The sequence below is a fragment of the Vandammella animalimorsus genome (assembly GCF_002285265.1).
Taxonomy (GTDB): Bacteria; Pseudomonadota; Gammaproteobacteria; order Burkholderiales; family Burkholderiaceae_C; genus Lampropedia.
This window is the reverse complement of the sequence record NZ_NSJB01000002.1, coordinates 25,227-38,139: the sequence shown is the minus strand read 5'-3', so window position 1 is coordinate 38,139 and position 12,913 is coordinate 25,227. Positions and strand designations below refer to the sequence as shown.

Genomic DNA, 12,913 nt, shown 5'->3' with positions numbered 1-12,913 from the left:
GCTCAACTGGCGCTGCCCAGGGTCAGCAGTTCGGCGCCGTCCATGACTTGGTCGCCAGGGGCGAACAGCAGTTCGGCCACCACGCCGTCGCGCGGGGCGACGATGGTGTGCTCCATCTTCATGGCTTCCATCACGGCCAGCGGCTGGCCTTTCTTGACCTTGTCGCCGGGTTGCACGGCGAAGGAGACGACTTTGCCGGGCATGGGCGCTGCCAGGCCGCCGCCTTCGCCTTCGCCTTCGCTTTGGCTCAGCGGGTCGATCCAGGTGATGCTGTCGTGGCCGCGCGCGGCAAAGACTTCCACGGCGCTGCCGTTGCGGTAGATGGACAGGCGCGCGCTGCGCTCGGCAAATTGCACTTCCAGCGCATCGCTGCCGGGCACGGGGGCAAATTGCACGATGCCTTCGCGCAGCGGCGCGGCCTTGTAGTCGCCGTGCGGGCGGATGCTCAGGTGCAGGCTGCCGTCGTTGAGGTAGCTGACGGTGGCGTCCAGCTTGGCTTCGCCCTTGGCAAAGAGGAAGAAGCGCTTGGCCACGCCCCAGCCTCGCCAGCCGTCGCGCTGGGCGAAGGGGTCGCGCTCGGGGCTGGCTTCTTCCTGGTGCAGCATGCCGGCCACGGCGGCGGCCACGGTGTATTCCACGGGCCAGGCGCTTTGGCCAAAGAGCTGGGCGGCCTCGCGCTGGATCAGGGCGGTGTCGAGCCTGGCCTGCGCGAAGGATTCGGTCTTGATGGCGCGGCGCAGGAATTGCACGTTGCCCGGCAGGCCGACGATGTGCAGTTGCGAGAGCGCCTCATCCAGCCGCGCCAGGGCCTGCTCGCGCGTTTCGCCGTGCACGATGAGCTTGGCGATCATGGAGTCGTAGAACGGGCTGATGGCGTCGCCCTCGCGCACGCCGTCGTCCACGCGCACTTCGCTGACGGCAAAGCTGCTGGAGGCGGGCTTGCGGTAGATGGAAAGCGTGCCGGTGGCGGGCAGGAAGTCGTTGTCAGGGTTTTCGGCGTTGATGCGCGCCTCGATGGCGTGGCCGTTGATGCGCAGCTCCTCCTGGCGCTTGGGCAGGGGCTCGCCAGCGGCCACGCGCAACTGCCATTCGACCAGATCGGTGCCGGTGATGGCCTCGGTGACGGGGTGCTCGACCTGCAGGCGGGTGTTCATCTCCATGAAGTAGAACTTCATCTCCTCGGGCTTGTCGTAGCCGCCGGGCTGCTCGACGATGAATTCCACCGTGCCTGCGCCCACGTAGCCCACGGCGCGCGCGGCGTTGACGGCGGCCAGGCCCATTTGCTGGCGCAGGGTGTCGGTCATGCCGGGGGCGGGCGCTTCTTCCAGCACCTTCTGGTGGCGGCGCTGCACGGAGCAGTCGCGCTCGAACAGATAGACCACGTTGCCTTGCGTGTCGGCAAAGACCTGGATTTCGATGTGGCGCGGGCGCTGCACGTATTTTTCGACCAGCACGTTGTCGTCGCCAAAGCTGTTGATCGCCTCGCGCTTGCACGATTGCAGCGCGGCGGCGAAGTCCTCGGCCTTCTCGACGATGCGCATGCCCTTGCCGCCGCCGCCGGCGCTGGCCTTGATGAGCACGGGGTAGCCGATGCGATCGGCCTCGCGCTGCAGCAGGGCCTCGTCCTGGTCGGCGCCGTGGTAGCCGGGCACCAAGGGCACGCCCGCTTTTTCCATCAGGCGTTTGGATTCGGCTTTCAGGCCCATGGCGGAGATGGCGCTGGCGGGCGGGCCGATGAAGACCAGGCCGTTGTCGGCGCAAGCCTGGGCGAATTCCTCGTTCTCGCTCAAAAAGCCGTAGCCGGGGTGGATGGCCTGCGCGCCCGTGGCCTTGGCCGCATCGATGATGCGCTGCCATTGCAGGTAGCTCTCCTTGGGCGTGTTGCCGCCCACGTGCACGGCCTCGTCGCAGACCTGCACGTGCTTGGCCTTGGCATCGGCATCGGAATACACGGCCACGGTTTGCACGCCCAGGCGGTGGGCAGTGGCGGCGACGCGGCAGGCGATTTCGCCCCGGTTGGCAATCAGGATTTTGCTGAACATGGTGGGCTCTCCTTGTTGTTCAAACGGCGCGTTGGGCGAAATCGCCTGCGCACGCTGCGCGTGCCAGGCGTTTTGTTGAAGCCTGCCCCAGGGACTGGCTTTCGCCACGATTGGCGATCAGGATTTTGCTGAACATGGTGGGCTCTCCTCGTTGTTCAAACAGCGCGTTGGGCGAAATCGCCTGCGCACGCTGCGCGCGCCAGGCGTTTTGTTGAAGCCTGCCCCAGGGGCTGGCTTTCGCCGCGGTTGGCGATCAGGATTTTGCTGAACATGGTGGGCTCTCCTCGTTGTTCAAACAGCACGTTGGACGAAATCGCCTGCGCACGCTGCGCGTGCCAGGCGTCTTGTTGAAGCCTGCCCCAAGGGCTGGCTTTCTCCGCGGTTGGCGATCAGGATCTTGGTGAACATGGTGTGTCTCCTCAAATGTCTGAATGGGGAAAACCGGGGGTGTCAAGGCGCTGCCGGCGCCTCTTGCGGCTGGCGGCGCAGGCGGCGCAACACCGCCTTGAAAAATTTGAACAGCAGCGCGATCAGCGCAATGGCCAGCAGCACCATCACCGCCAGCGCGATGCCAAAGGCCAGCGGGTATTGCGTGGCCAGCCAGACCACGGCGATGACCAGGCCGTCCTCGAACAGCGAGGCCAGCCAGTTGGAAAACGGCTCCGGGCTGGTGTTGATGGCCGCGCGCGCCGTGGCCTTGGCGGCGAACGAGGCGGCCGCCAGCGAGCCGCCCAGCAGCCCCGCGGCCACGCCCATCACGGCGCTGTCTGCCCCGAAAACACCGGCGGCCAGCAGCGCGCCGGCAGGCACGCGGACGAAGGCGTTGAGGCCATCCCACGCGCTGTCCAGCCAGGGCACCTTGTCCGCAAAAAATTCCACCAGCAGCATGAAGCCGCTGACGGCCAGCACCAGCGGATGCGCCAGCACGGCCAGCCCCGGCGGCAGCGCCAGCCAGCCCGCCGCGCCCATGCCGCCGACCAGAAAAGTGACGGCATACAGCCGAAAGCCGCTGGCCCAGCCCAGCGCGGCGGCCAGCGCCAGCAGGCCCGGCATGTCCAGTTGTTGCATGGCGGTGCCCGCCGCCTGCGCGCCCTGGTCCACGGCCTGCCCCACGGCGCGCGCGGCGTCCGGGCCGATGTGTATGCCCATCTCGTGCAACCATTGCACGAAGCGGGCGGCAAAGGGACTTTCCTGCATATGTTGCGACTTGATTTACAGTGTTTGCTGCTTGCCGGATAAGCGCTGGCGGGCCATTTTATTCACAAGCCCGCGAACCTGGCCGCAACGCAAAAAAGTGCGGCGGCGACATGCATGCGTGCGCGTTTTTTGGGTTTTTTGGGCCATGAAGTTGAATGGAACACAGCAAAAGAGGGTCAAGACCGAATACTGGACAGACACAAAAAACGCGCATTTTTCTTTTTTCAACCAGAATCTTTATCAAATTATATGAAAATTGCCCTTCACCAGACTTTTAGATTGGAGAGTAAAAATGGTTGCATCTCTTGGCTCATTGGGTAGTTCTTTTGTAACTGCCAAAACCGCTGATTTTTATCCTGCAGATAAAAATTCTTTCGCAAAATCTCGACCTTCTCTTGATGACGTGCTGCAGAATTACCAGGTTCAACAGGATGAAATGGTTACATGTTCACCAAACTAGGTGCCCTTTGGACCATCTCAAGTCCTCAGTAAAACCGAGGGGGCTTTGCTCGACAAACTACAATTTTCTCGCGGTCTAGTGGGGTTGTATGAGTTCAAAAGTATTCGAGACGATGCTCTGGCGCAGGCCAATAATCGATATCCCCGCGCTACCCAGACCGATGGGCATGGAGACGCGTTTCGTCATGCATACTGGAATGCCCTGATGACCCGTGAATTCGGAATTGAGTTTGCAAAGCAGTTTGCTACGGCGCATGAGGGGTTAGCCGATACGTCAGATGCGGAAGCCATGGACTTGTACAACAATGAAGTGGGGCGCCGCATTCCCATGGAAAATCCGAATGCGAGTCCACAGGAGTTGGCAGATCTGGTTCAGGATGCGGTAAAGAATGGCGAGATGGTTGTGATAGACAAAAAAGCGAACTTGCTTGGAGCAATGAAGTAGTCATTGGTCAAACCGGCAAGGCCAATGACCCACAGGATGGCGGGGGTAAGCCGCTTCCAAAGGGTGATGTGTATCCAGATCATAGGCGTTATTGAATAATGTTATGTTGATAGTGATGCACAAATGATAACGAGATCACCATGAGAATATTTTTCTTCAGTCTGTTGGTTTGGACTTTTTCTTTAACGGGATGTCATATGTCTTCATCTTTTGATGCCGCCTTGTGGCGCGCGCAAAAGGGCTCGCAAAGTGCCGACAACCCGCGTGCGGGGCAGATTGAGGCGCTGGAAAAGCATCATTTGCGCAGAGGAATGGCACGGGCGCAGGTTCACGAACTGTTAGGAGAGCCGGATCTGAAAACCCGGGACAGTGACCGCTATTTCCTGGGCGTGGCGCCCATGGGCATCGACCCGGAGGAATACGTCATCACTTATGACGCAAGCGATCGCGTGAGCAGTTTCAAAGTGGTGCGCCGCTGACATGAAACACCTCAAAAACAAACCCTGAACAGAAACGGCCGGCCAGGCCGTTTTTCATGCCTGAGCCCGCAGCCACGCCGGCTTGCGCTTTTGCAGGAAGGACTGCACGCCCTCCTTGCCCTCGTCACTGGCGCGGATGTCGGCAATGCCTTGCACGGTCTGCGCGATCAGTGCGGCGTCGATGTCGCGCTCGGCCACCTCATGCAGCAGCTGCTTGCATTCCTTGACGGCATTGGGGCTGGCGCTGGTGAGCGCGCCCAGCAACTCGGCCAGCTTGGCATCCAGCGCGGCTTCGTCGGGCACGACTTCGTGCACGAAGCCGCAGCGCAGCGCCTCTTGCGCGCTGAAGCGTTCGGCGGTGAGGAAGTAGCGGTGCGAGGCGCGCGGCCCCATGGCGCGGATGACGTAGGGGCTGATGGTGGCCGGGATCAGGCCCAGCTTGACTTCGGAGAGGCAAAAGCCTGCGGCCTGCACGGCCACGGCCATGTCGCAGGCGGCCACCAGGCCCATGCCGCCGGCGTACACGTCGCCCTGCACGCGGGCAATCGTCGGCTTGGGGCAGGTGTAGATCACGCGCAGCATCTCGGCCAGCTTGCCTGCGTCGGCCAGATTCTCCTGGCGCGTGTAATCGGCCATGCGACGCATCCAGTTCAAATCGGCCCCAGCGCAAAAGGCCTTGCCTTCGGCGGCCAGCACGATGGCGCGCACCTCGGGCGCTGCGCCCAATTGCGTGAAGGCCTGGGTGAGCTGGGCAATCACCTCGTCATTGAAGGCGTTGCGCACGTCCGGGCGCGAGAGGGTGACGGTGGCAACGTGGCCGGTGGTGGCGATGTGGATGGCTTGGGTCATGGAGGGTGGCGAAAAAAGGGGGGGTAAATCAGTCGGGCTGGGGCGCGTCGCCTTCCGGCAAAGGCCAGACGGGCTGGCAGCGCACCTCGGTTTTCACCGACTGGGCGATGAAGCATTCTTCATGGGCCGCGTGGTGCAGGGCCAGCAGTTCCTCGCGGCTGGGCTGGCGGCCCGCGAAGCGCACGGCGGGCGCCAGGGTGACGACGCTCACCCAGAGCTTGCCCTGGGCGTTTTTCTCCATCACGCCGCTGGCGCGGTCTTCATAGCGCTGCACGGCAAAGCCCTGGCGCGCGGCGATGGAGAGAAACCACAGCATGTGGCAGGAGGCGAGCGAGGCAACGAAGGCCTCTTCCGGGTCCACGGCCTGCGCGTCCGACCAGGGCAGGGGCACGATGTGCGGCGAGGACGAGGCGGCCACCGGCTGCCCGCCGTCAAAGCGCCAGAGGTGGCGGCGGCTGTAGCGGCCTTTAGCAAAGTCTTCAAAGTCTTCCTGTGGGCCAAGTTGCCAGGTGACGGTGGCGGTGTAGGTGCTCATGCTTGGCTTTCCTGTTGCAGCTTGGGTGCCAGATCCAGCGATGGGCTGGATTGGCCCAGTTGCGTGAGCGCTGGGGGTGAAGAGGCGGATGCAGGCAGACATGGCGGGGGCTTTCAGCGCATCGTCAGTGCAGCCACACGCGCAGGCCGCGCAGGTGGTGCATGACCTCGAAGTCGCGGTCGTTGTGCAGCAGCAGGTAGTCGCGCTCGATGCAGAAGGCGCCAATCATCACGTCAATGGGGCTGCGCAGCGTGAAGCCCTGCGCCACCATGGCGCGGTAGTGCTCGGCGGCCTGGCGGGCCAGGCCGGGGCTGAAGGCCGCTTCGACCGTGAAGCCTTCCAGCAGGCGGCGGGCGCTGCGGTAGTCGCGCTCGTGGCGAAAGCCGCGCAGCACTTCGTACAGCACCAGGTCGGGCACGATGATTTCGATGTCGCTTTTTTCCATGCACTGCGCCAGCACATCCACTGCGGGCGCGGGCGCATCGCGGAAAAAGTCGATCCACACGCTGCTGTCAACGACGAGCATGGCTGCGGGCGGCCTTGGCCGGGTAGCGGGCCTTGGTCTCGGCCACTTGGGGCGCTTGTGGCGTCGCGGCAGCGGCGGGGTCGGGCTGGTCGTCCCAATGCAGCTTGCCGCGCCACTTGAGCACCTCGCGCGCGTGGTTGCGTTGGGCGATCAGGCGCAGGCCGGCTTCCACGGCCTCGCGCTTGGTCTTGAACTGGCCCCCCTTCATGGCCGCAGCCATCACCTTGTCGTCAATGTCGATATTGGTGCGCATGATGTGTAGAAAAATTGAAATAGATACACATTCTGACTTCGCAGACGAAACTTGCCAAGCCACTGCACCCAGCGCCATCGAGCGCAGCGCAGCCGACGCGCCAGGGGGTCAGCACGTGGCTCGCCCTCACAGCCCGCCCCTTTGCACGGGCATGGGCTGGCCCGCCCGCAGCGCCTGCGTGAGGGCATTTCGCTGGCGCCAGATGCTGCGCACGTAGGGGTCGGAGATGATGAAGCGGCCATGGCCGATGCGGGCAATCAGGTTGGCGGCCACCAAGGCATCCACTGCGTTTTGTACCTGCTTGACTTCCACGGCCATGCCCAGGGCAGCGGCGTAGTCGGCCAGTGCGGCCTGGCCGTAGAGCTCGCGCGTGCCGTCTTCCGGGCCGTCGGCGATGCGGGTGAATACCAGCTCGCCCAGCTCGCCGCCAATTTCGCCGGCGCGTGCAAATTCGATGTCGGCTGCGGTCGAGGCCAGGGTGGCGCAGATGAGGTCGAACTCGGCGTCGCTGCCTTGTGGCGCGGCCTGGAATTGGCCCAGCGCACGCTCGAGCTCTTCCGGGCGGTGGCCCAGGGTCTGAAAGCCGCGCCAGGCGGCCTCGGGCGAGGGCAGGCGCACGCCATCGGCGGCCAGCTGGTTGAGCTTCCACTGCACGTAGGCTTGCGGCAGCGGCTCGAAGGTTGCGGTCACCGCGCCCTTGAACGGGTGTGAGGGCTTGGTGGCCATGTCGTTCATCAGCGAGCGGTGCGAGCCGGTGCCGACGAACAGGAAGTGGCCAGGCGCCTGGGGGTCGCCATTGACTTCATCGCGCGCGGCCTTGAGGGCGGCCATCAAGGCATTGCCCGCCGCGCCTGCGGCCTGCTGCACTTCGTCCACGATCAGCACCACGTCGGCCCGGGCCTGATGCACCAGCTCGCGCATGGCCTGCGCCAGGGTGGCGCCGCCTTGGCGGCCCAGCGTGTCGAGTTGAAAGCTCAAAGACAGGCCCGCTGCGCCCAGCCCCATGCCTTTGAGGCGCTTGAGCATGTCTGCCCCAGGCGTTTGCAGCGCGCGCAGCTCTTTGCGCACGGCTTCCAGCACCAAATCAAGGGGCGCGCGGTTCACGTCGGCCCACAAATCCACATAGATGACGATGGCGCCGCGCTGGCGCAGCTCTGGCACCAACTCGTTGCGCAAGAAGGTGCTTTTGCCAACGCGCCGGATGTTGGACAGAAACACACCCGAGCGCACGCCGGTGTGCAGCCCCGAGGGGCTGAGCAGCTGATCGGCCAGCGCCTTGGCGTAGTCAGAGCGGGGAAATAGCATGAAAGATACCAATTACCTTAGATTACCTATGAATGGTAATTTACTTTAAACGGGTAATTTCTGGTAGTTGCCGTTTGGAAGCTGTTCACGAGATGGGCGCGAGTGGGCAAGACAGGCTCTTACATGCGGAACACGCCAAACTTCACGTCTTCCACCGGCGCATTGCGCGCCGCCGACAGCCCCAAAGCCAGCACGCGGCGGGTGTCGATGGGGTCGATCACGCCGTCATCCCACAGGCGGGCGCTGGCGTAGTAGGGGTGGCCTTGCTCCTCGTACTGTTGGCGGATGGGCGCCTTGAAGGCTTCTTCTTCCTCGGCGCTCCACTGGCCGCCTTTGGCCTCGATGCCATCGCGCTTGACGGTGGCCAGCACGCTGGCGGCCTGCTCGCCGCCCATGACGCTGATGCGGGCGTTGGGCCACATCCACAGGAAGCGCGGCGAGTAGGCGCGGCCGCACATGCCGTAGTTGCCCGCGCCGAAGCTGCCGCCAATGATGATGGTGAACTTGGGCACGTTGGCCGTGGCCACGGCCGTGACCATCTTGGCGCCGTGGCGGGCAATGCCTTCGTTTTCGTACTTGCGCCCGACCATGAAGCCGGTGATGTTCTGCAAAAACACCAGCGGGATCTTGCGCTGACAGCACAGCTCGATGAAGTGCGCGCCTTTTTGCGCGGATTCGGAAAACAGGATGCCGTTGTTGGCGATGATGCCCACCATCATGCCCTCGATGCGGGCAAAGCCGCAGACCAGCGTGGTGCCAAAGCGGGCCTTGAATTCGTCCAGCTCGCTGTCGTCCACGATGCGGGCGATGATCTCGCGCACGTCAAAGGGCTTGCGCGTGTCGGTGGGGATGATGCCGTAGAGCTCCTCGGCGGCAAAGCGCGGGGCCTTGGGCTGGGCGTCGGCCGGGCAGGGGGCCTTGCTCCATTGCAGGTTCTTGACCTTTTCGCGCGCCAGGGCCAGGGCGTGCATGTCGTTTTGCGCCAGGTAGTCGGCCACGCCCGAGAGGCGCGTGTGCACGTCGCCTCCCCCTAAGTCCTCGGCGCTGACGACTTCGCCCGTGGCGGCTTTGACCAGCGGCGGGCCACCCAGGAAGATGGTGCCCTGGTTTTTGACGATGATGGTTTCATCGCTCATGGCGGGCACGTAGGCCCCGCCTGCCGTGCAACTGCCCATGACGACGGCGATCTGCGCGATGCCCTGGGCGCTCATGTTGGCTTGGTTGTAGAAGATGCGGCCGAAGTGGTCGCGGTCGGGGAAGACGTCGTCCTGGTTGGGCAGGTTCGCGCCGCCCGAATCCACCAAATACACGCAGGGCAGGCGGTTTTGCATGGCGATTTCCTGCGCGCGCAGGTGTTTTTTCACCGTCATGGGGTAGTAGGTGCCGCCTTTGACGGTGGCGTCGTTGCACACCACCATGCACTCCACGCCGTTGATGCGGCCGATGCCGCAGATCACGCCGGCGCAGGGCGCGGCGTCCTTGCCGTCTTTGTCCTTATACATGTTCAGTGCGGCCAGCGGCGCCACTTCGAGGAAGGGCGAGCCGGGGTCGAGCAGGGCCTGCACGCGGTCGCGCGGCAGCAGCTTGCCGCGCGATTGGTGCTTGTCGCGCGCAGCCTGGCCGCCGCCTTGTTCGATGCGCTCGAACTGCTGGTTCAAATCGTCCACCAGGGCGCGCATGGCATCGGCGCTGGCTTGGAAGTCGGCGGAGCGGGGATTGATCTTGGAAGTGAGGATGGCCATAGGGGGTTCTTGTGTGCTGGCCCCTTGCCGGGGCCTGGTGTTTGGGGTGTTGCGCAGGGCGCTTTGAACGGGGTTTTCAGGCGGTCTTGGCTTCGCTCAGGCCCAGCAGTTTCTTCATCTCGTCGCGGATGGCGAATTTCTGGATCTTGCCCGTCACCGTCATCGGGAAGACATCGACGAAGCGGATGTAGCGCGGCACCTTGTAGTGCGCAATCTGGCCCTTGCAGAATTCGCGGATGTCGTCCTCCGTCACCAGTGCGCCGGGCTTGGCGATGATCCAGGCGCAGAGCTCCTCGCCGTATTTTTCGTCGGGCACGCCCACGACCTGCACGTCCTGCACCTTGGGGTGGCGGTAGAGGAATTCCTCGATCTCGCGCGGGTAGATGTTCTCGCCGCCGCGGATCACCATGTCCTTGATGCGGCCGACGATGTTGACGTAGCCCTGCTCATCCATGGTGGCCAAATCGCCCGTGTGCATCCAGCCCTCGGCGTCGATGGCTTCGCGGGTCTTTTCCTCATCGCCCCAGTAGCCGTGCATCACGGAGTAGCCGCGCGTGCAGAACTCGCCCGACTGGCCGCGCGGCACGGTCTCGCCAGTGTCGGGATCGACGATCTTGATCTCCAGGTGCGGCTGCACCTGGCCGACGGTGGTCACGCGGCGCTCCAGCGGCGTGGCCGTGTCGCTCTGGCAGCTCACCGGGCTGGTTTCCGTCATGCCGTAGGCGATGGTGATTTCCGACAGGTGCATTTGATCGACCACGCGGCGCATGACTTCGATCGGGCAGGCCGTGCCGGCCATGATGCCGGTGCGCAGGCTGGAGAGGTCGAACTCGGCAAAGCGCGGGTGGTCCAGCTCGGCGATGAACATGGTGGGCACGCCATGCAGGCCGGTGCATTTTTCGGCCTGCACGGTCTCCAGCACCGTCAGGGCGTCAAAGCCGTCGTTGGGATAGACGATGGCGCTGCCGTGCGTGATGCAGGCCAGATTGCCCAGCACCATGCCAAAGCAGTGGTACAGCGGCACGGGGATGCACAGCCGGTCTTCGGGCGTGAGCTTCATGCACTCGCCAATGAAAAAGCCGTTGTTGAGGATGTTGCGGTGCGTCAGCGTGGCCCCTTTGGGGAAGCCCGTGGTGCCGCTGGTGAACTGGATGTTGATCGGGTCGGTGTTCTTCAGGCCGGCCTGCACCTGCGCAACCTGCGGGTCATTGGCATCGCCCGTGGCCAGCAGCTCGGAAAAGCGCTGCATGCCCGGCTGCTCCTGGCCCTGGCCGGGCACGTCGATCCAGAACACATGGCGCAGAAACGGCAGGCGGCGCGCGGCCAACTGGCCTGTCTGGCCTGGCGGCAACTGCGCCAGCTCGGGCGCCAGCTCGCGCAGCATGCCCAGGTAATCGCTGGTCTTGAAGCTGGGCATGGCCACCAGGGCCTTGCAGCCGACCTTGTTGAGCGCGTATTCGGCCTCGGCCGTGCGATAGGCCGGGTTGATGTTGACCAGCACCAGGCCCACCTTGGCCGTGGCCAGTTGCATCAGCACCCATTCCACATTGTTGTGCGACCAAATGCCGATGCGATCACCCGGCTGCAGGCCCAGCCCCAGCAGGGCGCTGGCGAACTGGTTGACCTTGGCCTGCAGCTCGCGGTAGGTGTAGCGCAGGCCCTGGTGGCGGCTGACCAGCGCATCGCGCTCGGGGTGGCGCTGCGCCATGGCGTCGAAGAAATCGCCAATCGTTTGCTCGATCAGGGCAGTGGCGGTGCTGCCTTGGGCGTAACTGTCCATGGTGTGTCTCCTCTTGTCGTGATGGGGCCTGGGCTTTGCTGGCCACTTGTCGGCCCCTTGCTGGCCCTTGCTGGCCCTTGCTGGCCCTTGCTGGCCCATGGGGCGCGCGCGGCATCTTACTGTGGCAGGGGCTGGCCGGGCGTTTGGATTGGGGCACAAAAAGTGCCAGAATGCGCCCAGTTCCGAGAACCTGCGCCTGCCGATGAAAAAGCCTGCCACTGCACCAGCCATGGCCGCTGCCGCCGCGCCCATGACGCCTGGCCCATCCAGGAAAACCCCAATACAGCAGCCCGCCAAGGCCACGCCCCTGGATTTTGTGCTGGTGATCCTGCAGGCCTACGGGCGCTACGGCAAGGATCCGCAGGCGGCGCTGGAGCATGCACAAATCACGCCATCGGAGTTGCGCGATCCCGGTGGCTGCATCACCGCCTTGCAGATGGAGCGCCTGTCGAGCTACGCCATGCGCGAGCTCGACGACGAGGCGCTGGGCTGGCTGTCGCAGCCGCTGCGCTGGGGCAGCTATGGCCTGCTGGCGCGGGCCTCGATCTCCGCGCCGAACCTGCGCGTGGCGCTGCTGCGCTGGTGCCGCCACCATGGCCTGCTGACGCGCGACGTGCAGCTGCAGCTGGAGGTGCAGCGCAAGCAGGCGACGATCTCCGTGCACGAGCTGCTGCAGGCGCCGCTGCCGCAGCGCCGCCTGGGCCTGCTGACGCTGCTGCGCAATATCCACGGCTTTTCCTGCTGGCTGCTCGATTCGCAAATCCCCCTGACGGGCGTGCAACTGCCCTTTGCCGCGCCGGCCTATGCCGCCGAGCTGGCGCGCATGTTCCCCGGGCCGATTGGCTATGGCGCGGCCTGCGCCAGCATTGGCTTTGACGCCAGCTACCTGGACATGCCGCTGCGCCGTGGCGAGGCCGCGCTCAACCAGATGCTGCAGCGCGCGCTGCTGGTGGTGGTCAAGCCCTACCGGCGCGACCGGCTGGTGCAGCAGCGCGTGCGCCAGCTGCTCAGCCATGCCGAGGGCAGCGCCCACACCGCCCAGAGTCTGGCACGCCAATTGCATGTTTCGGTGCGCAGCCTGCACCGCTTTTTGCAGGACGACGGCACCAGCCTGCAGGCCATCAAGGATGAGGTGCGCCGCGAGCGCGCCATGCAGCTGCTGGCGCGCACCGACTATCCGATCAAGAAAGTGGCGGCGCTGGTGGGCTTTGACAACGCCAAGAGCTTTACCCGCGCCTTCACGCGCTGGCTGGGGGTTTCCCCCAATGCCTACCGCCGCCAGCAAGAGCGCTGAGATTGTG

General features: G+C 64.4%; 12 protein-coding genes. 3 read left to right on the top strand and 9 right to left on the bottom strand.

Annotated elements, in window-relative coordinates:
* Positions 1 to 2 precede the first annotated feature (2 nt).
* On the bottom strand, positions 3 to 2,042 hold the full coding sequence (locus CK625_RS04595; protein WP_095539140.1) for an acetyl/propionyl/methylcrotonyl-CoA carboxylase subunit alpha: 2,040 nt from the start codon (positions 2,040 to 2,042) through the stop codon (positions 3 to 5).
* 450 nt (positions 2,043 to 2,492) lie between these two features.
* Positions 2,493 to 3,239, bottom strand: coding sequence for a DUF4126 domain-containing protein (locus tag CK625_RS04590; RefSeq protein ID WP_095539139.1), 747 nt, complete (start codon positions 3,237 to 3,239; stop codon positions 2,493 to 2,495).
* A gap of 460 nt (positions 3,240 to 3,699) precedes the next feature.
* Between CK625_RS04590 and CK625_RS14260 the strand changes: the two genes are divergently transcribed.
* Together CK625_RS14260 and CK625_RS04585 are read left to right on the top strand one after the other, a co-directional pair.
* Complete coding sequence (locus CK625_RS14260; RefSeq protein WP_429001295.1) at positions 3,700 to 4,143, top strand: DUF6973 domain-containing protein; 444 nt, start codon at positions 3,700 to 3,702, stop codon at positions 4,141 to 4,143.
* A gap of 140 nt (positions 4,144 to 4,283) precedes the next feature.
* Positions 4,284 to 4,622, top strand: coding sequence for an outer membrane protein assembly factor BamE (locus CK625_RS04585; RefSeq protein WP_143326178.1), 339 nt, complete (start codon positions 4,284 to 4,286; stop codon positions 4,620 to 4,622).
* Between the two features lie 54 nt (positions 4,623 to 4,676).
* On the opposite strand, the gene CK625_RS04580 is transcribed toward CK625_RS04585, so the two are convergent.
* The 7 genes from CK625_RS04580 to CK625_RS04550 form a co-directional block, all read right to left on the bottom strand.
* Entirely contained in the window at positions 4,677 to 5,471 is a 795-nt protein-coding gene (locus tag CK625_RS04580) for an enoyl-CoA hydratase/isomerase family protein (protein ID WP_095539137.1), read from the bottom strand.
* A gap of 28 nt (positions 5,472 to 5,499) precedes the next feature.
* Positions 5,500 to 6,006, bottom strand: coding sequence for an OsmC family protein (locus CK625_RS04575; protein WP_095539136.1), 507 nt, complete (start codon positions 6,004 to 6,006; stop codon positions 5,500 to 5,502).
* A 124-nt stretch (positions 6,007 to 6,130) separates the two neighbouring features.
* Positions 6,131 to 6,532, bottom strand: a complete 402-nt coding sequence (gene vapC / locus CK625_RS04570; protein WP_095539135.1) for a type II toxin-antitoxin system VapC family toxin — start codon at positions 6,530 to 6,532, stop codon at positions 6,131 to 6,133.
* Positions 6,519 to 6,785, bottom strand: coding sequence for a type II toxin-antitoxin system VapB family antitoxin (locus tag CK625_RS04565; protein WP_095539134.1), 267 nt, complete (start codon positions 6,783 to 6,785; stop codon positions 6,519 to 6,521). The genes vapC and CK625_RS04565 overlap by 14 nt, the downstream gene beginning before the upstream one ends.
* 126 nt (positions 6,786 to 6,911) lie before the next feature.
* Positions 6,912 to 8,090, bottom strand: a complete 1,179-nt coding sequence (locus tag CK625_RS04560) for an ATPase (protein WP_095539133.1) — start codon at positions 8,088 to 8,090, stop codon at positions 6,912 to 6,914.
* Positions 8,091 to 8,209: 119 nt separating this feature from the next.
* Positions 8,210 to 9,832, bottom strand: a complete 1,623-nt coding sequence (locus CK625_RS04555; protein ID WP_095539132.1) for a carboxyl transferase domain-containing protein — start codon at positions 9,830 to 9,832, stop codon at positions 8,210 to 8,212.
* A 76-nt stretch (positions 9,833 to 9,908) separates the two neighbouring features.
* Positions 9,909 to 11,612 (bottom strand): AMP-binding protein, encoded by a 1,704-nt coding sequence (locus CK625_RS04550; protein ID WP_095539131.1) that lies wholly within the window; start codon positions 11,610 to 11,612, stop codon positions 9,909 to 9,911.
* Positions 11,613 to 11,841: 229 nt separating this feature from the next.
* Between CK625_RS04550 and CK625_RS04545 the strand changes: the two genes are divergently transcribed.
* Positions 11,842 to 12,906: an AraC family transcriptional regulator gene (locus CK625_RS04545; protein ID WP_238945517.1), complete on the top strand. Its 1,065-nt coding sequence runs from the start codon at positions 11,842 to 11,844 to the stop codon at positions 12,904 to 12,906.
* Positions 12,907 to 12,913 lie beyond the last annotated feature (7 nt).

Bases quoted from the DNA above. Each gene is read 5' to 3' on its own strand.
- CK625_RS04595 (WP_095539140.1), bottom strand. From the start codon at position 2,042: ATGTTCAGCAAAATCCTGATTGCCAACCGGGGCGAAATCGCCTGCCGC.
- CK625_RS04590 (WP_095539139.1), bottom strand. From the start codon at position 3,239: ATGCAGGAAAGTCCCTTTGCCGCCCGCTTCGTGCAATGGTTGCACGAG.
- CK625_RS04585 (WP_143326178.1), top strand. From the start codon at position 4,284: ATGAGAATATTTTTCTTCAGTCTGTTGGTTTGGACTTTTTCTTTAACG.
- CK625_RS04580 (WP_095539137.1), bottom strand. From the start codon at position 5,471: ATGACCCAAGCCATCCACATCGCCACCACCGGCCACGTTGCCACCGTC.
- CK625_RS04575 (WP_095539136.1), bottom strand. From the start codon at position 6,006: ATGAGCACCTACACCGCCACCGTCACCTGGCAACTTGGCCCACAGGAA.
- vapC (WP_095539135.1), bottom strand. From the start codon at position 6,532: ATGCTCGTCGTTGACAGCAGCGTGTGGATCGACTTTTTCCGCGATGCG.
- CK625_RS04565 (WP_095539134.1), bottom strand. From the start codon at position 6,785: ATGCGCACCAATATCGACATTGACGACAAGGTGATGGCTGCGGCCATG.
- CK625_RS04560 (WP_095539133.1), bottom strand. From the start codon at position 8,090: ATGCTATTTCCCCGCTCTGACTACGCCAAGGCGCTGGCCGATCAGCTG.
- CK625_RS04555 (WP_095539132.1), bottom strand. From the start codon at position 9,832: ATGGCCATCCTCACTTCCAAGATCAATCCCCGCTCCGCCGACTTCCAA.
- CK625_RS04550 (WP_095539131.1), bottom strand. From the start codon at position 11,612: ATGGACAGTTACGCCCAAGGCAGCACCGCCACTGCCCTGATCGAGCAA.
- CK625_RS04545 (WP_238945517.1), top strand. From the start codon at position 11,842: ATGGCCGCTGCCGCCGCGCCCATGACGCCTGGCCCATCCAGGAAAACC.